24 protein-coding genes are annotated in these 19,654 nt (G+C 67.0%); 14 read left to right on the top strand and 10 right to left on the bottom strand.

Going from position 1 to position 19,654, the window contains the following annotated elements; all coding sequences use genetic code 11:
- Position 1 precedes the first annotated feature (1 nt).
- Positions 2-319, top strand: a complete 318-nt coding sequence (locus tag N5I32_RS16410; RefSeq protein ID WP_261496993.1) for a DUF1244 domain-containing protein — start codon at positions 2-4, stop codon at positions 317-319.
- A 30-nt stretch (positions 320-349) separates the two neighbouring features.
- On the opposite strand, the gene N5I32_RS16405 is transcribed toward N5I32_RS16410, so the two are convergent.
- A complete protein-coding gene (locus N5I32_RS16405) occupies positions 350-1,213 on the bottom strand; it encodes a D-amino-acid transaminase (protein WP_261496992.1) in 864 nt (287 codons plus the stop codon).
- Between the two features lie 147 nt (positions 1,214-1,360).
- On the bottom strand, positions 1,361-2,326 hold the full coding sequence (gene dgcA, locus N5I32_RS16400) for an N-acetyl-D-Glu racemase DgcA (RefSeq protein WP_261496991.1): 966 nt from the start codon (positions 2,324-2,326) through the stop codon (positions 1,361-1,363).
- A gap of 136 nt (positions 2,327-2,462) precedes the next feature.
- Between dgcA and N5I32_RS16395 the strand changes: the two genes are divergently transcribed.
- Positions 2,463-3,104: a phosphoribosyltransferase gene (locus N5I32_RS16395; RefSeq protein ID WP_261496990.1), complete on the top strand. Its 642-nt coding sequence runs from the start codon at positions 2,463-2,465 to the stop codon at positions 3,102-3,104.
- 125 nt (positions 3,105-3,229) lie between these two features.
- Positions 3,230-3,649 (top strand): large conductance mechanosensitive channel protein MscL, encoded by a 420-nt coding sequence (mscL, locus tag N5I32_RS16390; protein WP_261496989.1) that lies wholly within the window; start codon positions 3,230-3,232, stop codon positions 3,647-3,649.
- A 99-nt stretch (positions 3,650-3,748) separates the two neighbouring features.
- On the opposite strand, the gene N5I32_RS16385 is transcribed toward mscL, so the two are convergent.
- Both N5I32_RS16385 and ald read right to left on the bottom strand, forming a co-directional pair.
- A complete protein-coding gene (locus N5I32_RS16385; RefSeq protein ID WP_261496988.1) occupies positions 3,749-4,435 on the bottom strand; it encodes a hypothetical protein in 687 nt (228 codons plus the stop codon).
- A gap of 136 nt (positions 4,436-4,571) precedes the next feature.
- A complete protein-coding gene (gene ald / locus N5I32_RS16380; RefSeq protein ID WP_261496987.1) occupies positions 4,572-5,690 on the bottom strand; it encodes an alanine dehydrogenase in 1,119 nt (372 codons plus the stop codon).
- 136 nt (positions 5,691-5,826) lie between these two features.
- Here ald and N5I32_RS16375 point away from each other — a divergent pair, with 136 nt between their 5' ends.
- Positions 5,827-6,285 (top strand): Lrp/AsnC family transcriptional regulator, encoded by a 459-nt coding sequence (locus N5I32_RS16375; protein ID WP_261496986.1) that lies wholly within the window; start codon positions 5,827-5,829, stop codon positions 6,283-6,285.
- 18 nt (positions 6,286-6,303) lie between these two features.
- Here the strand turns inward: N5I32_RS16375 and N5I32_RS16370 are convergent, their stop codons facing one another.
- The gene (locus tag N5I32_RS16370; RefSeq protein WP_439648212.1) at positions 6,304-6,756 is read right to left on the bottom strand and encodes a transglycosylase SLT domain-containing protein; all 453 of its coding nucleotides are present in this window, start codon (positions 6,754-6,756) and stop codon (positions 6,304-6,306) included.
- 178 nt (positions 6,757-6,934) lie between these two features.
- The gene (gene rpsU / locus N5I32_RS16365) at positions 6,935-7,141 is read right to left on the bottom strand and encodes a 30S ribosomal protein S21 (RefSeq protein WP_154335332.1); all 207 of its coding nucleotides are present in this window, start codon (positions 7,139-7,141) and stop codon (positions 6,935-6,937) included.
- 107 nt (positions 7,142-7,248) lie between these two features.
- On the opposite strand from rpsU, the gene N5I32_RS16360 reads away from it, so the two are divergent.
- Together N5I32_RS16360 and N5I32_RS16355 are read left to right on the top strand one after the other, a co-directional pair.
- Positions 7,249-7,941, top strand: coding sequence for a COQ9 family protein (locus N5I32_RS16360; protein WP_261496985.1), 693 nt, complete (start codon positions 7,249-7,251; stop codon positions 7,939-7,941).
- An 8-nt stretch (positions 7,942-7,949) separates the two neighbouring features.
- Positions 7,950-8,939, top strand: coding sequence for an NAD(P)H-quinone oxidoreductase (locus N5I32_RS16355; RefSeq protein WP_261496984.1), 990 nt, complete (start codon positions 7,950-7,952; stop codon positions 8,937-8,939).
- Positions 8,940-8,943: 4 nt separating this feature from the next.
- Here the strand turns inward: N5I32_RS16355 and N5I32_RS16350 are convergent, their stop codons facing one another.
- Complete coding sequence (locus tag N5I32_RS16350) at positions 8,944-9,216, bottom strand: I78 family peptidase inhibitor (RefSeq protein ID WP_261496983.1); 273 nt, start codon at positions 9,214-9,216, stop codon at positions 8,944-8,946.
- Positions 9,217-9,301: 85 nt separating this feature from the next.
- On the opposite strand from N5I32_RS16350, the gene N5I32_RS16345 reads away from it, so the two are divergent.
- The 8 genes from N5I32_RS16345 (at position 9,302) to N5I32_RS16310 (ending at position 16,318) form a co-directional block, all read left to right on the top strand.
- On the top strand, positions 9,302-10,432 hold the full coding sequence (locus tag N5I32_RS16345) for an S-(hydroxymethyl)glutathione dehydrogenase/class III alcohol dehydrogenase (protein WP_261496982.1): 1,131 nt from the start codon (positions 9,302-9,304) through the stop codon (positions 10,430-10,432).
- 146 nt (positions 10,433-10,578) lie between these two features.
- Entirely contained in the window at positions 10,579-11,193 is a 615-nt protein-coding gene (locus N5I32_RS16340) for an FMN-binding negative transcriptional regulator (protein WP_261496981.1), read from the top strand.
- Between the two features lie 64 nt (positions 11,194-11,257).
- Positions 11,258-12,055, top strand: a complete 798-nt coding sequence (locus N5I32_RS16335) for an NYN domain-containing protein (RefSeq protein WP_261496980.1) — start codon at positions 11,258-11,260, stop codon at positions 12,053-12,055.
- A gap of 116 nt (positions 12,056-12,171) precedes the next feature.
- Positions 12,172-12,783 (top strand): glutathione S-transferase, encoded by a 612-nt coding sequence (locus N5I32_RS16330; protein ID WP_261496979.1) that lies wholly within the window; start codon positions 12,172-12,174, stop codon positions 12,781-12,783.
- Complete coding sequence (locus N5I32_RS16325) at positions 12,780-13,424, top strand: LysE family translocator (protein WP_261496978.1); 645 nt, start codon at positions 12,780-12,782, stop codon at positions 13,422-13,424. Before N5I32_RS16330 ends, N5I32_RS16325 begins: the two co-directional genes overlap by 4 nt.
- A 194-nt stretch (positions 13,425-13,618) precedes the next feature.
- Positions 13,619-14,182: a ubiquinol-cytochrome c reductase iron-sulfur subunit gene (gene petA, locus N5I32_RS16320; RefSeq protein WP_261496977.1), complete on the top strand. Its 564-nt coding sequence runs from the start codon at positions 13,619-13,621 to the stop codon at positions 14,180-14,182.
- Between the two features lie 11 nt (positions 14,183-14,193).
- On the top strand, positions 14,194-15,510 hold the full coding sequence (gene petB, locus N5I32_RS16315) for a cytochrome b (protein ID WP_261496976.1): 1,317 nt from the start codon (positions 14,194-14,196) through the stop codon (positions 15,508-15,510).
- 19 nt (positions 15,511-15,529) lie between these two features.
- Complete coding sequence (locus tag N5I32_RS16310) at positions 15,530-16,318, top strand: cytochrome c1 (protein WP_261496975.1); 789 nt, start codon at positions 15,530-15,532, stop codon at positions 16,316-16,318.
- A gap of 93 nt (positions 16,319-16,411) precedes the next feature.
- On the opposite strand, the gene thiQ is transcribed toward N5I32_RS16310, so the two are convergent.
- The 3 genes from thiQ to thiB are packed head-to-tail and all read right to left on the bottom strand — an operon-like array spanning position 16,412 to position 19,636.
- Positions 16,412-17,107 (bottom strand): thiamine ABC transporter ATP-binding protein, encoded by a 696-nt coding sequence (thiQ, locus tag N5I32_RS16305; protein ID WP_261496974.1) that lies wholly within the window; start codon positions 17,105-17,107, stop codon positions 16,412-16,414.
- Positions 17,094-18,665 (bottom strand): thiamine/thiamine pyrophosphate ABC transporter permease ThiP, encoded by a 1,572-nt coding sequence (locus tag N5I32_RS16300; protein ID WP_261496973.1) that lies wholly within the window; start codon positions 18,663-18,665, stop codon positions 17,094-17,096. The genes thiQ and N5I32_RS16300 overlap by 14 nt, the downstream gene beginning before the upstream one ends.
- On the bottom strand, positions 18,641-19,636 hold the full coding sequence (gene thiB / locus N5I32_RS16295; RefSeq protein WP_261496972.1) for a thiamine ABC transporter substrate binding subunit: 996 nt from the start codon (positions 19,634-19,636) through the stop codon (positions 18,641-18,643). The genes N5I32_RS16300 and thiB overlap by 25 nt, the downstream gene beginning before the upstream one ends.
- Positions 19,637-19,654: the final 18 nt, after the last annotated feature.

Genomic DNA, 19,654 nt, shown 5'->3' with positions numbered 1-19,654 from the left:
CATGGACGACCGGACCCGTATCGAAATCGAAGCCGCAGCCTTCCGTGCGCTGCGCCACCACCTGATGGAAAAGCGCACCGATGTGCAGAACATCGACCTGATGAACCTGGCCGGGTTCTGCCGCAACTGCCTGGCCCGCTGGTACCAGGAGGCCGCGAACGAACGCGGCATTGCGATGTCGAAGGACGAGGCGCGCGAGGTCTACTACGGCATGCCCTACGACATCTGGAAAGACCGGAACCAGAGCGAGGCGGACGTGGCGACGAAAGCCGCCTTCGAGGTCGCCTTCCGCGAGAACGTCGGACCCGGGAAAGGCTGAGCCGGGCGGGAACGGCGCAGCCCGGCGCGTTCAGACCGCGGCCTTGCGGCTTTCCTCGATGTAGATGTCGCGCAGGCGCGTCGCGACTGGCCCCGGTGCGCCAGAACCAAGCCTGACACCGTCGATCTCCACCACCGGCATCACGAAGGCCGAGGCCGAAGTGATGAAGGCCTCGTCCGCCTCTTTCGCCTCCTCCAGTGTGAAGGCGCGCTCCTCCACCGTCATCTGCGCCTCGCGCGCAAAGCGCAGGACGGCGGCGCGGGTGATCCCGTGCAGGATGTCGCTGGACAGGTCGCGGGTGATGATCCGCCCTCCCTTCACGATGTAGGCGTTGTTCGAGGTGCCTTCGGTGACCTTGCCCTCCTCGACGAACCAGGCATCGTCCACGCCGGCCTTCTTCGCCATCATCTTGCCCATCGACGGGTAAAGAAGCTGCACCGTCTTGATATCGCGCCGCCCCCAGCGGATGTCGGGGATCGAGATGACGCGCCAGCCCGCCCTGGCCGCGGGGCTGTCCGCCAGCCCCGGCTTCGACTGCGTGAACAGCACGATTCCGGGCTTCACCACCGCGGGATCGGGGAAGGTGAAATCCCGATCACCCGGATTGCCGCGCGTGACCTGCAGATAGACCAGCCCGTCCACGATCCCGTTGCGCGCCACCAGGTCGCGGTGAATCGCCAGCAGCTCGGCGTCCGTCACCGGGCTACCCATGCCGAGTTCCGACAAGGACCGGTGCAACCGCGCCAGATGACCGGGAAAGTCCAGAAGCTTGCCGCCCAGGACGCTCGTCACCTCATAGACCGCGTCCGCCATCAGGAAGCCGCGGTCGAAGACGGAAACTTTCGCCTCCTCCTCCGGCACAAAGTCCCCGTTCACATAGACGATGCGGCTCATGGCGGCTCCCTTCTAAGGTCGTCGTTTCTTCTGCCCAAGCCGGGGCAAGGTCAAGCCCGGTCCTGCGATCTTCTTCTTTTGACAAGTATCCCGGGGGTGTGGGGGCAGCGCCCCCACCCGGATCGCCCGCGCCGGGCGGGCGAAAGCCTATCCCCAGAGCGCGGCGTCCGGCACCTGCATCACCGATCCCTCGTAGCAAACCGGATGTGCCCGGTCCGCCGCCAGCAGCATCGGCGCGTCCAGATCGACGCAGTCCGCCCCCTGTGCCACGAGGAACGCAGGCGCCATGGCCAGGCTCGACCCGACCATGCATCCCACCATGATCCCGAAGCCTTCGGCGCGGGCGGCGTCTCGAAGCGCCAGCGCTTCGGTCAGGCCGCCGGTCTTGTCGAGCTTGATGTTGACGACATCGTACTTGCCGCGCAGCCTCGGCAGGCTGGCACGGTCATGCGCCGCCTCGTCCGCACAGATCGGGACGGGGCGGGCGATCTCGGACAGCATGTCATCCGCGCCCGCCGGCAGCGGCTGCTCGACCAGCGCGACGCCCAGACGCTTCAGATGCGGTGCAAGGTCGCCGTAGACATCCGCTGTCCAGCCCTCGTTGGCATCGACGATGATCGCCGCGCTCGGAGCGCCGCGCCGGACCGCCTCGAGACGGGCCATGTCGTCGGCCGTCCCGAGCTTGATCTTCAGAAGCGGCCGGTGCGCTTGCCGTGCGGCGGCGGCCTGCATCCGCTCCGGCGTGTCGAGCGACAGGGTGTAGGCGGTGACGACCGGCCGTGGCACCGGCAGGCCCGCCAGGTCCCAGACGCGCCGCCCCGCCGCCTTCGCCTCGAGATCCCACAAGGCGCAATCCACGGCATTGCGCGCCGCCCCCGCCGACAAGGAGTGCTGCAATTCCGCCCGCCCGATCGCTGCGGGCAAACCGCCGATCTCTGCCGCCACGCTCTCCAGACTTTCGCCGTAGCGGGCATAGGGCACGCATTCGCCGTGCCCTGCGACCCCGCCCCGGGTGGCCGTGACCGTCAGCACCTGAGCCTGCGTCTTCGACCCGCGCGAGATGGTGAACACCTCGGCCAGGGGAAAGCTGTCGGCTGTGACGGAAAGGGTCATGGTTCCGGGTTCCGTGTCTGATCGCCAGCCCTGTTTCCGCCGGACAGCGGCAGGCGTCAAGGCGTGGTCTTGACGCGCGCTTGGCGTTTCGCTCCGGCTTTGGCACACTCGGTTGAACACTTGCCGGAGAGGAGCCATGTTCGCCGACCGGGCTGAAGCGGGGCGCAGGCTGGCCGAACGGGTGAAGGCGCTGGCCTTGCCAAGGCCGGTCGTGCTGGCGCTGCCGCGCGGCGGCGTGCCGGTGGCGGCCGTGGTCGCGCGCAGCCTCGGCGCGCCGCTCGGGCTGATCTTCGTGCGCAAGATCGGCGTGCCCGGACACGAGGAACTGGCGGCCGGGGCCGTCGCCGAGGGCGCGGAGCCCGTCTTCAACGCGCGCGTTCTGGCCAGCATCGGAAAACGCGCACAGGACTTTGCGGGCATTGTTGCCGCGAAACGCGCGGAAATCGCGGACCGGCGCGCCCTCTATCTGGGCGGCGCCGCGGATCCGGACCTGACGGACGCCACGGCCGTTGTCGTCGATGACGGGATCGCCACGGGGGCCACGCTCAGGGCGGCATTGGCGACCCTCAGGGGGCGTGGCACCGCAAGGATCGTGCTTGCTGTCCCCGTCGCCCCGGTCGAGGCACGGGCCGATTTCGCCGGATTGGCGGACGATATACTCATCCTCGAAGAACCCCGGGACTTCTGGGCGGTCGGTGCCCACTACCGGTCCTTCCCGCAAACCTCGGATGCGGAGGTGATCGCCACGCTTGCCGCCGCCCGGCCACCGCCTGCCTGACGCCGGCCTTCAATCTACCATCGCGCGAAAACACTCCTCAAATCCGGCGCCCGTGCTAAGCTTGATTGGCGTGACTTTGGAAACAAGCGACGCGTAACGGATCGCATAACCAGTAGGGACAAGACATGATAAAGGAATTCAGGGATTTCATCGCGCGCGGCAACGTCATGGACATGGCCGTCGGGATCATCATCGGGGCCGCGTTCACGGCGATCGTGACTTCGCTTGTCGCGGATCTCATCAACCCGATCATCGGGGTTGTGACCGGAGGGATCGACTTTTCGAACCTGTTCGTGAACCTCGGCGAGGGCGAGTTTGCAAGCCTTTCTGCAGCCCGCGATGCCGGCGCACCTGTCTTCGCCTACGGCGCCTTCATCACCGCCGTCATCAACTTCCTCATCATCGCCTTCGTGGTGTTTCTGCTGGTCAAGGCAGTGAACAAGGTCAAGGACGCCGCCACCAAGAAGGAAGAAGCCGCCGCCGCGCCCGCGGGCCCGAGCGAACTGGATGTCCTGATGGAAATCCGTGACGCACTGCGGAAGTAACGCTCACCGATTCAGCGCAGACGAAAGGCCCGCCCCGGTCGGTGGGCCTTTGCCTTTCCGAAGTGTTCGGTCCCGCATTCGGGTGCGGCTGGACCGGGCCTACGTACGATGCCGCAGGGAGCCTGAGATTCGTTCCGCGTCGCGTGCGAAACCTGTCGGCGGGTTGCTGCCTGACTTGTGCCTTGCGCCGAGCACCGATCCGACCTGAAGCAGATCCCTGTGATTGGCTGCCACGACCACGCAGGCCAACCCGAGGGCGCTGATCGTCTCGGCGCCCGAGGTCGCCCGATATCCGACCGACGTGCACCAGCCCAGCATTCCGCCCGGCCCCGGCGCCGGATATCCGCCATGTGTCACCTTGCGCAGGGTGAACCCCTGCGGCGGCGCGGCTTCGGGGAGCGGTCCGAACTCCAGTTGCGTACCCAGATAGGCCGGCAGCATTGCCGACAGCATGATTCGCTGCGACTCGGTGCTCAGCCCCTCCAGTTGCGACAGGGTCGGGTCGTTCCGCTTCGTCGTAACCTTGAGATCGTAGATGCGGGTCGTCCCGTCGCGGGTCGCCCACTCGCAATGGAGGGCAGAGGTACGACCGGTCCGGCCCGCGGTCGGGGCGCATTCCAACGGAACGGTCGCAACGAACTCGCCCAGTTGCACCGACTTGTCCGCAGCGGGCAGGACTTGCGACGGGCTTTCCTGTGCGGCAGCCCCGCAGGCAGAAACGGCTGTTGCCAGCGCGGTCGAGAGACCCGCTTCGGACCACGTCCGCCAAGTCTTTCGCGTTCTCACCGTAAACCCCCATGATCGCCAGAGTCCCGATCGTATGGAAATCTGGACGAAGCCGGAGAGCGACGCGATGACATGGGTCAAGATGCGACCGCGCGGTGAGACTTCCGCGCGGCCGGCGTTATCGGGGTCGTCCCGCTCAGATCTTCAGCGCATCCGCGGCCGAGATCGTCGGCAGGCCCAGCGCCTCACCCACGGCGGCATAGGTCAGTTTGCCGGCATGGACGTTCAACCCGTTGAGCAGGTGGACGTCATCGGCGCAGGCCTGCTTCCAGCCCTTGTTGGCCAGCGCCAGCATGAACGGCATGGTCGCGTTACCCAGCGCCAGCGTCGAGGTGCGGGCCACGGCGCCCGGCATGTTGGCGACGCAGTAGTGCATGATGCCGTCGACCTCGTAGATCGGGTCCTGGTGGGTCGTGGCGCGCGAGGTCTCGAAGCAGCCGCCCTGGTCGATGGCGACATCGACAAGCGCCGCACCCGGCTTCAGTTCGGACAGTTGCGCCCTGGAGATCAGCTTCGGCGCCGCCGCACCGGGGATCAGCACCGCGCCGATGATCATGTCGGCCTGGCGGGCCAGTTCGATCGTGTTACCGGCCGAGGCATAGGCGTTCTTGAACGAACCGCCAAAGACATCGTCGAGATAGCGCAGGCGCGGGATCGAGCGGTCGAGAACGGTCACATCCGCGCCCATGCCGGCCGCGATTTTCGCCGCGTGGGTGCCGACGACGCCGCCGCCGATGACCAGGACCTTCGCGGGCGACACGCCCGGCACGCCGCCCAGCAGGACGCCGCGGCCACCGTTGGCCTTCTGCAGCGTCCAGGCGCCGACCTGGGGCGCCAGACGGCCCGCTACCTCGGACATCGGCGCCAGAAGCGGCAGGCCGCCCATGCGGTCGGTCACGGTTTCATAGGCGATGCAGGTCGCACCGGATTTCAGCAGGTCGTGGGTCTGTTCCGGATCGGGCGCGAGGTGCAGGTAGGTGAAGAGGATCTGGCCTTCGCGCAGCATCTTGCGCTCGCCCGCCTGGGGTTCCTTGACCTTGACGATCATGTCGGCGGTGTCGAACACCTCCTTCGCGGTCCCGAGGATCTTCGCGCCCGCCGCGACATAGTCGGCGTCGGTGAAGCCCGCGCCCATCCCGGCGTTGGTCTCGATATAGACGTCGTGGCCGTTGCGGACGGCTTCGTGGGCGGCGTTCGGCGTCATGCCGACGCGGAATTCCTGCGGTTTGATTTCCTTGGGGCAGCCGATCTTCATGGGATCCTCCAGAATGCGCTTGCGCAAGGATGCATGCTATGGTGTGCAATTGTCTTGAATTTGCAGGCGTCCCCGGTAAAACTGTTCGAAGAATATTCGAGTTCTGAACCATATCCTCGAAGAAGATTGTGCCGCAGTGCAGCTAGACGCAACGGATCGCCGAATCCTCGGCCTCTTGCAGAAGGAGGGCCGGCTGTCGAATGCCGAGCTTTCCGAACGCGTGAATCTGTCGCCCTCTGCCTGCCATCGCCGGGTCGGGCGGCTTGAGGCGGACGGGTACATCGACGGCTATTTCGCGCTTCTGAACGCGCGCAAGCTGAACCGGCCGACGACGGTTTTCGTCGAGATCACGCTGTCGGGACAGGCCGACGAGGTGCTGGAGGCGTTCGAGCGGGCGGTGAAACTGGTGCCGGACGTGCTGGAGTGCCACCTGATGGCGGGGTCAGCCGACTACCTGCTCAAGGTCGTGGCCAGGGATACCGACGATTTCGCCCGCATCCACCGGCAGCATCTGGCGCGACTGCCGGGCGTCGCGCAGATGCATTCGTCCTTTGCCCTGCGCACGGTGCGCCAGACAACCGCGATCCCGCTCTGACGGCGTCAAGGGCGCCGGTCAGGCCCTCAGCCCGGTTTCCTCCAGCAAGCCCATGCGCTTGGCCTCATAATAATAGCCGCGCGAATACCACATGACCGCGTCATCCCGGTCACCGCGCGACACAAGCCAGGCGCCGCGAAGGTAGCGGACCGCGTATTTCAGGTTGGTATCCGCATCCAGCAACCCCTCGGGCGCCCCCCGGTAGCCCATCGTCGCGGCGGTCTGCGGCATGATCTGCATGAGCCCGTAGTAGGGCCCGTTACGGGCAGCAGGATTGTATCCGCTTTCCCGCCGCACGACGCGGTGGACCAGGTCTTCGGGCACATCGTAGACGCGGGCGTAGTGGTTGATCAGGCGGTTGACCTCGGCCGGGCCCTGCGGCGCGGCCGGTTCGCGGCGGCCGCAGGCGGCCGGGCCCAGAGTCATCGGGCCCAGCGCCATCAGGCCTAGCATGGTGCGGCGATCCATCATCCGGTTATCCCTCCTCTGCCCCCGACCCGTGCCTAGCATCCGCCGCTGGACAAGGGAACGGGGGGACGACAGGCGGGCGGAAACCTGCCGGAACCAGTGGCGGACAAAGCAAAACCCCCGGGCCGGGCCGCGGGGGTTCCACCGTGCGGGTTGCCCCGCCAGACGTTCCAGTCGCCTCTCAGAGCGCGCCTTCGCGCTGGGCCTTCTTGCGCGCCAGTTTGCGGGCGCGGCGAACGGCCTCGGCCCTTTCACGGGCTTTCTTGACGGACGGCTTCTCGAAATGTTGCTTGAGCTTCATTTCCCGAAACACACCCTCGCGCTGAAGTTTCTTCTTGAGCGCGCGAAGCGCCTGTTCGACGTTGTTGTCGCGAACGCTGACCTGCATGTGGTTGTCACCACCTTCCTAAGTTAGAGTTGCAAGAGCTTGCAGGAAGCGGTCGTATAGCAGAGGCGCGGGATTTTGTCCACCATCGCGCCAGAGGTGTTTTATCCATGGAAAACAATGGAATGGATACAGGCGCGTTGAGAGAATCGCTGATGGAGGCGGCACTGGCGCATGTCGTGTTCGACGGCTGGAGCCCGGTAGCTTTCGCGGCGGCCTGCAAGGATGCCGGCGTGGACCCGGCGCTGGCACGGGTGATCTGCCCAGGCGGCGCGGTCGATCTGGCGGTGGAATATCACCGGCGCGGCGACCGACTGATGCGGGCGCGGCTGGCGGCAGAGGATCTGTCCGCGCTGCGCTTCCGTGACCGGATCACCGCCGCGGTCCGGTTCCGGCTTGAGGGGGCGGACCGCGAGCTTGTGCGCCGCGGTGCGGCCCTTTTCGCCCTGCCGCCGCACGCCGCAACGGGCGCGGCGCTGATCTGGGGCACGGCGGACGCGATCTGGTCTGCGCTGGGCGACACCTCGCGCGATTTCAACTGGTACTCCAAGCGCGCCACCCTGTCGGCGGTCTACGGGGCGACGGTGCTTTACTGGCTGGGCGATGACAGCGAGGGCAGCGCGGCGACCTGGGAATTCCTTGACCGCCGCATCGAGGATGTCATGCGTTTCGAAAAGGCGAAGGCGCAGCTGAAAGAGTCGCCGGCCCTGGGCAAGTTGCTGGAGGGCCCGCTGCGCCTCTTGGGCAACATCAGGGCGCCCGGGGCGGCGGCGGCCGACCTGCCGGGCAAGTTCAGGACATAGGAGCGATGATGGCGGTTCCAGCGACGATGCGCGCGGTGGAGATCACGAAGCCCGGCGGGCCGGAGGTGCTGGCGGTCTGCGAAAGACGAGTGCCGGTGCCTCAGGCCGGGCAGGTCCTGATCGAGGTCGCCTTCGCCGGCGTGAACCGGCCCGACGCGCTGCAAAGGGCGGGCGCCTATGCGCCGCCGCCTTCGGCTTCGCCCCTGCCGGGGCTCGAGGCCGCGGGGCGCATCGCGGCGGTGGGGCCGGGCGTGGCGGAGTGGAAGGTCGGCGACGAAGTCTGCGCCCTGCTTCCCGGTGGCGGGTATGCCGAATACGCCCTTGCCCCGGCGGCGCACGCCCTGCCGGTGCCGAAGGGCATGGGCCTGAGAGAGGCGGCCTGCCTGCCGGAAACCTTCTTCACCGTCTGGACGAACGTCTTCGAACGCGGCGGCCTGACGGCGGGCGAGCGGTTCCTGGTCCACGGCGGATCTTCCGGCATCGGGACGACGGCGATCCAGCTGGCCCACGCCTTTGGCGCGCGCGTCTTCACCACCGCCGGGTCGGCGGAGAAATGCACGGCCTGCCTGACCCTTGGCGCGGAGCGGGCGGTGAACTACCGCGAGGAGGATTTCGTCGCGGTCCTGAAGGCGGAGGGCGGTGCCAACCTGATCCTGGACATGGTCGGCGGCGACTACCTGCCCCGGAATGTTCAGGCCCTGGCCGATGACGGGCGCCTGGTGCAGATCGCCTTCCTGTCCGGGCCCAAGGTAGAGCTGAATTTCGCGCAGGTGATGGCGCGGCGGCTGACGATCACGGGTTCGACGCTGAGACCCCAGTCGGACCTGGCCAAGGCCCGGATTGCGCGCGCGTTGCGCGAAACGGTCTGGCCGCTGATCGAGGCGGGGCGGATCGCGCCGGTGATGGATTCCGAGTTTCCGCTGGCCGAAGCCGCGGCGGCACATGCGCGGATCGAAAGCTCCGGCCATGTCGGCAAGATCGTCCTGAAGGTGCGCTGACCCCTCAGCCGCAGGTGATGGCGACGATGCGGCCGTCGCCGCCGATCTCGATGTTGAGCCTTGCGGCGTTGAAATCCATGGTCAGGGCATCGCCCGTGCGGAAGATGCGGACCGGGCCCTGGGGCGCAAGGTCGCGCGCGGCCTGCTCCGGCTCTCCCAGCAGGTGCTGGAGCGTGTCTGCCGGGCATTCGCCCCCGGCCGGGGGCGGCTGGTCGGCAGGCGCGGCCGTGCAGGCAGCAACGAGCGCAAGTGTCGCGAACGTGGCAGAAGCTTTCATCCGAATGTCGTTTCCCGAATTGCATTGGCGGCCAGTATCGCACAGGGTCGGGCAAGAACAACCGCATTCACAGGGGAGGATTGTCATGCGCACCCGCGCTGCCGTGGCCTTGCAGGCTGGAAAGCCGCTCGAAATCATGGAGGTGAACCTTGACGGCCCGAAGGCTGGCGAGGTTCTGGTCGAGATCAAGGCGACCGGCATCTGCCACACCGACGAGTTCACCCTGTCGGGCGCTGACCCGGAAGGCGCCTTCCCGGCGATCCTCGGCCACGAGGGCGCGGGCGTGGTGGTCGAGGTGGGACCGGGGGTGAAATCCCTCAAGCCGGGCGACCATGTCATCCCGCTCTACACGCCCGAATGCCGGGAATGCCCGTCGTGCCTGTCGCGCAAGACCAACCTCTGCACCTCGATCCGCGACACGCAAGGCAAGGGCCTGATGCCGGACGGCACGTCGCGCTTCTCCATGCTCGATGGCACGCCGATCCTGCACTACATGGGCTGCTCGACCTTCTCGAACCACACCGTCCTGCCGGAGATCGCGCTGGCGAAGATCCGCGAGGACGCGCCCTTCGACAAGGTCTGCTACATCGGCTGCGGCGTGACGACGGGTATCGGCGCCGTCATCAACACGGCCAAGGTGGAGATCGGCGCCAAGGCGGTGGTCTTCGGCCTGGGCGGCATCGGGCTGAACGTGATCCAGGGCCTGCGGCTGGCGGGCGCCGACATGATCATCGGCGTGGACCTCAATCCGGCGAAAAAGGCGATGGCGGAACGTTTCGGCATGACGCACTTCGTCAACCCGTCGGAGATCGAGGGCGATATCGTCGCCCATATCGTCAACATGACGAAGACGCCTTTCGACAAGATCGGTGGGGCGGACTACAGCTTCGACTGCACCGGCAACGTCAAGGTTATGCGCGCGGCGCTGGAATGCACCCATCGCGGCTGGGGCCAGTCGATCATCATCGGCGTCGCCCCGGCGGGCGCAGTGATCGAGACGCGCCCCTTCCAGCTGGTCACCGGCCGGGTCTGGAAAGGCACCGCCTTTGGCGGCGCGCGCGGGCGCACCGACGTGCCCCGGATCGTGGACTGGTACATGGACGGCAAGATCGAGATCGACCCCATGATCACCCACACGCTGAAGCTTGAAGACATCAACAAAGGCTTCGACCTGATGCATGCGGGCGAATCGATCCGGTCGGTCGTGATCTACTGACGACTTCCGACAGGGAGCCCGATCTGCGGGGCCTGCGGGCCGGGGCATGTCCCCGGCCCGTGCGTTTCGGGGCAATGTCCCCGACACAATGCAGGCCGTGACAAACGGGTTGCCAGGCGGCAGGAAGGGTCAGGAGGTGGTGACCCATGCATCCCAATCCGATCTACAGACAGGAAACGGCGGCGCGGAACCTGGCCTTCGCGGGGGCGCGCGGGTTCGGCATGCTGACGATGGCGGGGCCCGAGGGTCCGCTGGTGTCGCATGTGCCGTTCACGCTGCGCGACGGTTTCGCCGAGATGCACCTGGTGCGGTCGAACCCGATCGCGCGTGCCCTGGCCGCGCCGGTTCCCGCGCTTCTGGCGGTTACGGGGCCGGACGCCTACGTCTCCCCTGACTGGTACGGCATGGAGGATCAGGTGCCGACCTGGAACTATGTCGCCGTCCATCTGCGCGGGCAGCTTGGTCTGCTTCCGCCCAAGGATCTTCGCGGACAGCTTGACCGGCTTGCCGCGACTTTCGAGGGGCGGATCGCGGGCAAGAAACCCTGGGTGGCCGACAAGATGAACCCCGAGGCGCTGGAGCGGCTGATGCGGATGATTGTTCCCGTCCGGCTTGAGATCGCCTCGGTCGACGGGACATGGAAGCTGGGCCAGAACAAGCCCGAACCCGCGCGGATTGGCGCGGCGCACGGGATGGAGGCCGCGGGGATCGGGGCAGAGATCGCGGGCCTTGCCGCGCTGATGCGGGCGATCGAAGGCTGAGCGTGCGGCGTTGCGTTCCCGAAGGCGGTGGCGCAGGATCGCGACGAGTGCATCAGGAGTTTTCATGCAGGTACCGCGACAGACCCCATTTCTTGCCGTCCTGATCGACGCCGACAACATCCCGGCGAAAAACGCTTCGGCGATCCTCGACGAGATCGCGTCCTTCGGCGAGCCCTCGCTGCGGCGCGTCTATGGCGACTGGTCAAGCCCGGCGCTTGCCCAATGGAAGCAGGAGGCGCGCGACCTGGGGCTGGTGATGCACCAGCAGTCGGCCAACACCAAGGGCAAGAATGCCTCCGACATCGGGCTGGTGATCGACGCCATGGACATCCTGCACGCGGGCAAGGTGAACGGCTTCGTTCTGGTCAGTTCGGACAGCGATTTCACCCGGCTGGCAAGCCGCATCCGTGAGGACGGGCTGCAGGTCATCGGCATCGGTGAGGCGAAGACCCCGGATTCCCTTCGCAAGGTCTGCAATCGTTTCATCTTCATCGAGAACATCACCAGCGGGTCGGGCACCGTCTCTGCGCAGCCGGTCAAGCCCGATACCGCGAAGCCGGCCGAAAGCGCCGTCGCCCCGAAAGGAGCGATGCCCAAGCCGGAGAAACCGGCGGATGCCACCCCGGAAAAGAAACCGGCGCTCGACGCCGTCCCCCTGATCCTGGATGCGATGAAGCGGATCGATCCCGACCAGGACTGGTATTCGCTGGGCCAGCTTGGTCAGTTCATGACGCAGCTTGCGCCGGACTTCGACAGCCGCAGCTACGGCAAGCCCAAGCTTTCCGACCTGTTGCGCGCGATCCCGAGATTCGAGGTGAAACATGGTCCAGGCAACCACCTTCTGGTGCGTGACAGGGCCTGAGACGCAGGCCCCACGGCCAGGGCCGGGTCGCCGCAAGAAAGGCTCGCGCGGGCCGGCTTGACACCCGGGATCGCCGGGCGTCTGGTGGCGCGATGCCGCCAGACAGGGAGACCGCGATGCAGCTTTTCCATTCCCCCACAACGCCTTTCGGCCGCAAGGTCATGGTCCTGCTGCTGGAGACGGGGCAGGCAGGCGATGTCGAGGTCATTACCGCTTCCGGTACGCCGACCGATCCGGGGTCGATGCCGGTCGACCGCAACCCGCTGGGCAAGATCCCCGCGCTGGTGCTTGACGATGGCCAGGCGATCTATGACAGCCGGGTCATCTGCCGCTATCTCGACGCGCGCGCCGGTGGCCGGCTTTACCCCGAGCCGCCGCGCCTGTGGCAGACGCTAACGCTGGAGGCGACGGCGGACGGGATGCTGGATGCCGCCATCCTGATGGTCTACGAGGCGCGGATTCGCCCCGAGGAAAAGCGTCACGAACCCTGGGTCGAGGGGCAGTGGGGCAAGGTGGCCCGCGCGCTCGATGCGCTGGAGGCGCGCTGGCTCGATCACCTGAACGGGCCGCTCGACATGGGGCAGGTCGCGGTCGGCTGCGCGCTGTCTTACCTCGATTTCCGCCACGTTGCGCGCAACTGGCGCAGCGGCCGGCCCGGGCTGGCGGCATGGTATCAAGGCTTTTCGGCGCGCGAAAACATGCGCCTGACGGAGCCGCCCGCGGCATGACGCTTGAGCCCGCATCGTTCTGGGCGGTCTGGTTGTTCCTGGCCCTGAACGTGATGTCGCCGGGACCGAACGTCATTAACACGATCGCCACCGCGATGGGCTCCGGGCGGGGGGCAGGACTTGCCTCCGCCGCGGGTGTCGCGTTGGGCATCGGTTTCTGGTGTCTGGGGATGACACTGGGCATGGCCGCCGCGTTCCGGCTGTTCCCGCCGCTTCAGACGGTCCTGACCCTGCTGGGCGTCCTGCTGCTGGCCTGGTTCGCCCTCCGTTATGCCCGTGCCGCCCTGCACGGCTGGAGGGCGGGCGCCGGGCAGGTATCCGGACGGTCGGGGCTGGGTTCAGGGGCGGCCTTCGCCCGGTCACTTGGCGTCAACGCGACCAATCCCAAGGCACTGACCACCTGGGTCGCCGTCCTGTCGCTGTTTCCGACGGCCTCTGCCGGCATGCTTGACATCGCGCTTCTCTGCGCGGGCGCCTCGGCTGTCGCGGGGACGATCCACGCCGTCTACGGGCTGGTCTTTTCGAGCGGGCCGGCGGCACGCTTCTATCTCAGGGCGGCGCCGTCGGTGAATGCCGCCGTCGCGCTGTTCTTCGCGGGCTTCGCGCTGAAGCTGGCGTTCGGCATTGCCGAGGGGCCATGAAGCCCGCAGGCGCGCTTCCATGCTGCCGGGACGGCGCCGCCCGTGTTGCGTTGCGGCAAATCGGGGGGACTGCGCTCCATTGTCCGCTGGACGGGCTTGAAATTGACGGCTAATAACCGCCCGTGAAGGCAGCGGGAAACCGCCGCCCTTTGGTCGCATGGCCGGGCAGCTGGCCGAGGAAGGGAGAATATCTCGTGTCTCACGCAGAAGAACACGCAGGCACCCGGAGGGATTTCCTCTACTACGCCACAGCCGGAGCCGGCGCGGTCGCCGGGGGCGCCGCTGTCTGGACGCTCGTCGATCAGATGAACCCCTCGGCCGACGTCAAGGCGCTGTCCTCGATCTTCGTCGACGTGAGCGGCGTCGAGGTCGGAACCCAGCTGACGGTCAAGTGGCGCGGCAAGCCGGTCTTCATCCGCCGCCGTACGCAGGAAGAGATTGACGCGGCACGGGCGGTGAACCTGACCGACCTGATCGACGCGAAGGCCGAAAACGCCAACATCGGGCCCGAGGCGGACGCCTCCGACCAGAACCGCTCGCTCGACGAGGCGGGTGAATGGCTGGTGATGATGGGCGTCTGCACCCACCTCGGCTGCGTGCCGCTGGGCAATGCCTCGGGCGATTTCGGCGGCTGGTTCTGCCCGTGCCACGGGTCGCACTACGACACCTCGGGCCGGATCCGCAAAGGCCCCGCGCCGCGCAACCTCGACGTGCCGATCGCGGCCTTCGTCGACGCCACCACCATCAAACTCGGCTGAGGGGGACGACCATGGCTGGTATTCCGCACGACCATTACGAACCCAAGTCGGGCTTCGAGCAGTGGCTGCACCGGCGCCTGCCGGTCGTCAGCCTGATCTACGACACGCTGATGATCCCGACGCCGAAGAACCTGAACTGGTGGTGGATCTGGGGCATCGTCCTGGCCTTCTGCCTTGTCCTGCAGATCGCGACGGGCATCGTCCTTGCGATGCACTACACGCCGCATGTCGACATGGCCTTCGCCAGCGTCGAACACATCATGCGCGACGTGAACGGTGGCCACATGCTGCGCTACCTTCACGCGAACGGCGCCTCTCTCTTCTTCCTCGCGGTCTACATCCACATCTTCCGCGGCCTCTTCTACGGCAGCTACAAGGCCCCGCGCGAGGTCACCTGGATCGTGGGCATGATCATCTACCTCTTGATGATGGGCACGGCCTTCATGGGCTACGTCCTTCCCTGGGGTCAGATGTCGTTCTGGGGCGCCACGGTGATCACCGGCCTGTTCGGCGCGATCCCGGGCATCGGCGAGGCGATCCAGACCTGGCTTCTGGGCGGGCCGGCGGTGGACAACGCCACGCTGAACCGCTTCTTCTCGCTGCACTACCTGCTTCCGTTCGTGATCGCAGCGCTGGTCGCGGTGCATATCTGGGCCTTCCACACCACCGGAAACAACAACCCGACGGGCGTCGAGGTTCGACGCGGCTCGAAGGCGGAAGCCGAGAAGGACACCCTGCCCTTCTGGCCCTACTTCGTGATCAAGGACCTGTTCGCGCTGGCCGTCGTCCTGATGATCTTCTTCGCGGTCGTGGGCTTCATGCCCAACTACCTCGGCCACCCGGACAACTACATCGAGGCGAACCCGCTGGCGACGCCCGCCCACATCGTGCCGGAATGGTACTTCCTGCCCTTCTACGCGATCCTGCGCGCCTTCACCTCGGACGTCTGGGTGGTGATGTTCGCCAACTGGGTCACCTTCGGCATCGTCGACGCGAAGTTCTTCGGCGTCATCGCGATGTTCGGGTCGATCGCAGTCATGGCCCTGGTGCCCTGGCTCGATACCTCGAACGTGCGTTCGGGCAAGTACCGGCCGATGTTCCGCTGGTGGTTCTACCTGCTGGTCATCGACTTCGTCGTGCTGATGTGGTGCGGTTCCATGCCGGCCGAGCCGCCCTATTCGACGATCTCGCTGATCGGCGCGGCCTACTGGTTCGCCTACTTCCTCGTGATCCTGCCGATCCTCGGCATCATCGAGAAGCCGCTGACCCCGCCCGCGACGATCGAGGAAGACTTCAAGGCGCACTACGGCGCGCATCCGGCCGAATGAGCGGAAAGGAACGATCGAGATGCTGAGAAATATCGCAATCACGGCTGCTTCCGTTCTGGCCCTGTCGTCCGGCGCCCATGCCGCCGGCACCGAGCAGCACATCGAGGACTTCGCGTTTTCGTTCGAGGGGCCCTTCGGCACCTTCGATGAACACCAGTTGCAGCGCGGGCTGCAGGTCTTCACCGAGGTCTGCTCGGCCTGCCACGGCATGAAGCAGGTGCGCATCGGCGAACTTTCGGAAGAAGGCGGCCCGAGCCTGCCCGAGGATCAGGTGCGCGCCTATGCCGCCAACCTGTCGGTGGTCGACAAGGAAACCGGCGAGGACCGCCCGGCGACGCCTGCCGACAAGTTCCCGCCGAACACCGGCGCGGGCGCGCCGGACCTGAGCGTGATCGCAAAGGCGCGGGCCGCGTTCCACGGCCCCTACGGGCTGGGCATCAACCAGTTCTTCCGCGGCATCGGCGGACCAGAGTACATCCATGCGCTTCTGACCGGATACACTGGTGAGGAGAAGGAAGAGGCCGGGACGACCTTCTACGAGAACCACGCCTTCTCCACCGGCTGGATCGCGATGCCCGCACCGCTGAGCGATGACCTGGTGACCTATCAGGATGGAACACCGGCGACGGTCGAACAGATGTCCGAGGATGTCGCGGCGTTCCTGATGTGGGCGGCGGAGCCGAAGATGATGGCGCGCAAGCAGGCGGGTTTCGTCGGCGTGCTGTTCCTTGGCCTGCTTTCGGTCCTGCTTTACCTGACCAACAAGCGGCTCTGGGCCAGTATCAAGGGCAAGAAGGCCGCGGCCTGAGCCCGGTCGCGGAGGCCGGGGGCGCTGCCCCCGGACCCCCGGAGTATTTCCGCCAGAATGAAACAGGAGACGCGTCCTTTCGGGGGCGCGTCTTCATTTTCCGAGATAGGCCGCGAGTGCGGGCGGCGGCGTGTCGAGAATCGCCCCGGTGTCCGCCGGCGGATGGGCCCGGCCCTCGGCCACGACGATCGTGCGGGGGGCGAAGCGGCGGGCATCGGCGGGGTCGTGCGTGACCATGAGGACGGTCATGCGCTTGCGGCTGGAAAGCGTTGCGACAAGATCCAGCATTTCAGCCTTGAGCGCGGGGCCAAGGGCGGCGAAGGGCTCGTCGAGGAGAAGGACCGGGCGGTCGCGCAGAAGCGCGCGCGCGAGTGCCACACGGCTTTGCTGCCCACCGGACAGGGTGCCCGGAAGCCGGTCCCCAAGCCCCTCCAGCCCCGTTTGCGCCAGCGCCTGGTCCACGCGGTCCCGGTCCGGGGCGGACAGGCGCAGGTCGGGCCGAACGCCCAGCCCCACGTTCTGGCTCACGCTCAGGTGCGGAAACAGGTTCTGGTCCTGGAACAGGATCGAGACGGGCCGCTCCCCCGGCGGCAGGCCCGAGATGTCGCGGCCTTCCCAGAGGATACGCCCGGAGGCCGGGTGCACGAAACCTGCGATTGCTGCCAGCAGCGTCGACTTTCCGGCACCAGAAGGGCCGATGACGGCGACCCGGTCTCCGGTGTCGACCGTGAGGTCGGCCGAGAGGTGGAAATCCGTCTGCTCGATCCTGAGCGCTTCAAGCACGAGCATCCGGGCGGCCCCCCCTGTCGAGAACCCAGAAGAGGGTGAAGGAGAGGAGGAGGAGAAGCACGGCCGCCCCGGCGGCGTCGGACATGCGGTAGGCGCCCATCAACCGGTAGAGTTGCAGTGGCAGGGTTGCGTGGTCCGGATCCGAGAAGAGCGCGATGACGCCGAGATCTCCCATCGAGAGGGCCGCCGCAAGGGCGGCTGAATAGCGCAGGGGCCTGGCGAGACGTGGCAGCGTCATCAGTCGAAGGCGCGCAAATCCGGACATCCCGAGGCTGTCGGCCAGACGGCCGAAGTCCGCCTCGGCCGCGTGGGCTGCCGGCAGGAGGATGCGCAGCGCGAAGGGCAGGGCCAGCGTCGCATTGGCGAGCGCCGTGACCGGGAGGGCAAGAGCCACGGGATCGGCGACGGGGCGCAGGACAAGGAAGAGGCCCGTGCCGAGAACGAGCGGGGAGGTGGCAAGCGGCAGCATCGCGAGGGAGTCGAGCCCGCGCGCAAGGCCGGAGCGGGCGCGGGCTGTCGCAATCGCCAGGGGCAGGGCGAGGGCGATGGTCAGCGACATGGAGGCAAGCGCGACGGTCAGGGACCGGGCCGCTGCCTGCCAGACCGGGCCGGGCAGGGTTGCAAGAGCGGGAAGGCCGCGCAGGACGATGGCCGCAAGCGGCATGACGAGGAAGGCCGCGGCGAGAAGGATGGCGGTAGTGTCCTGCAGTTTCAGCAGGCCGCCGGTCGCATCCCAGCGTTCGATCGGGCGGTCGAGGCCGGCACCGAAGGCCGCGGGCACGGTGACGCGAAGGGCGATGATTGCGGCGGTCAGGCTGAGCGTGGCCTGGATCACCGCGAGCAGCGCGGCGCGCCCCAGATCGAAGTCGAAGCGGAAGGCCTGATAGATCGCAAGTTCGACCGTGGTTGCGCGCGGCCCCCCGCCGAGTGTGAGGGCGACGGCGAAACTGGTCAGGCAGACCAGGAAGATCGCCAGGAAGATGCCGGGCAGCGCCGCGCGCAGCATCGGCCGCTCCAGAAACCGGGAAACCTCCTGCGGGCCCATCCCGAGCGATGCGGCCAGTCGGAAACGCTCTGCCGGGATTGCGAGCCAGGACTGGAGCAGAAGGCGGATCGCAAGCGGCAGGTTGAGGAAGACATGGGCGAGCACGACCCCGCCAAGGCCATAAATCGAAACGGGCGGGATGCCGAGAAGGGCAAGGCCGTCGTTCAGGAGACCCGCCCGCCCGAACACGGCCAGAAGCCCCATGACCGCAACGATGACCGGCAGGATGAAGGGCGCGCCCAGAAGCGCGATCAGCAGGCCCCGGCCCGGAAAGCGCCTGCGGGCGAGGGCACGGGCGACGGGGATGGCGAGGAGCGAGGACAGAAGGGCGGAAAGGAACGCCTGCCACAGGGTAAATCGCACGGCAACCCAATCCGCGGGGCCAAGCGCGGAGAAACCGTCGGCCCGCACAGCCACGAAGGCCAGCGTGCCGAGCGTCAGCGCCAGGAGAAGCGCCGCAGGCACCCCTCCCGTCGCCAGGGTGCGTGCTACTGGCTGAGCGCGGTCTGCCATTCGGCCAGCGCCTTCTCTCGGATGTCACGGGCCTCATCGGCCGTGAACAGGAGCGCCTCGGACGGGATGACCAGCGTCTCGAAGCCCATCGGCAGGCCCCCCGCGGGCGTTTTCGCGGGATACATCCAGTTCGTCTCCGGGATGACGGACTGGAAGGCGTCGGTTGTCATGAACGCCAGAAAGCGGTCGGCCACGTCCGGCGTGTCGCTGGCGGCAAGGCGGCCCGCGACCTCGACTTGCAGGTAGTGGCCTTCGGTGAAGGGCATCGCCGCCTTGGTGTCATCCCCCTCCGCGATCAGGTGATAGGCGGGCGAGGTGGTGTAGGACAGCACCGCGTCGGCCTCGCCGTTCAGGAACAGGCCATAGGCCTCGGACCAGCCGGGGGTGACGGTCACGATATTGTCGGAGAGCGCGGACCAGACCTCTGCCGCGCGGTCGCCGTAGGCCTTCCTGACCCAGAGAAGCAGGCCGAGACCGGGGGTGGACGAGCGCGGATCCTGGATCGCGATCTTGAGGTCGGAGGCGGCCAATGCCTCAAAATCGGCCGGAACAGAGACTGTTTTCGTTCGGTCGTAGACAAAGGCGAAGTAGCCCCAGTCATAGGGAAGGAACAGCGGGTCCGACCATGAGACCGGCAGGTCGAGTTCGGGGTTCTGGCCATGCGGAGCGAAAAGCCCGCTTGCCGCGGCTTCGGCGGTCAGGTTGGTGTCGAGGCCCAGCACGACGTCGGCGGGGCTGTCCGCCCCTTCGATGAGGACGCGGGCCAGGAGTGCCGCGCCGTCGCCCGCGCCGACGAATTCGACCGTGCAGGCGCAATAGGTCTCGAACGCGGCCTTCACGGCGGGGCCGGGCCCCCAGTCGGACACGAAGCTGTCGTAGGTGTAGATCGTCAGGACGGGCTTTTCCTCAGCAAGCGCCGCGAAGGGCGCCAGGGCTGACAGGAAACCCGCGATCATCGGGGAAAGTCTCATCTCTCATCCTCCAATGGT

The organism is Albidovulum sediminis, from assembly GCF_025380365.1.
Lineage (GTDB): Bacteria > Pseudomonadota > Alphaproteobacteria > Rhodobacterales > Rhodobacteraceae > Albidovulum > Albidovulum sediminis.
This window is presented reverse-complemented; position numbering and strand designations above follow the sequence as displayed.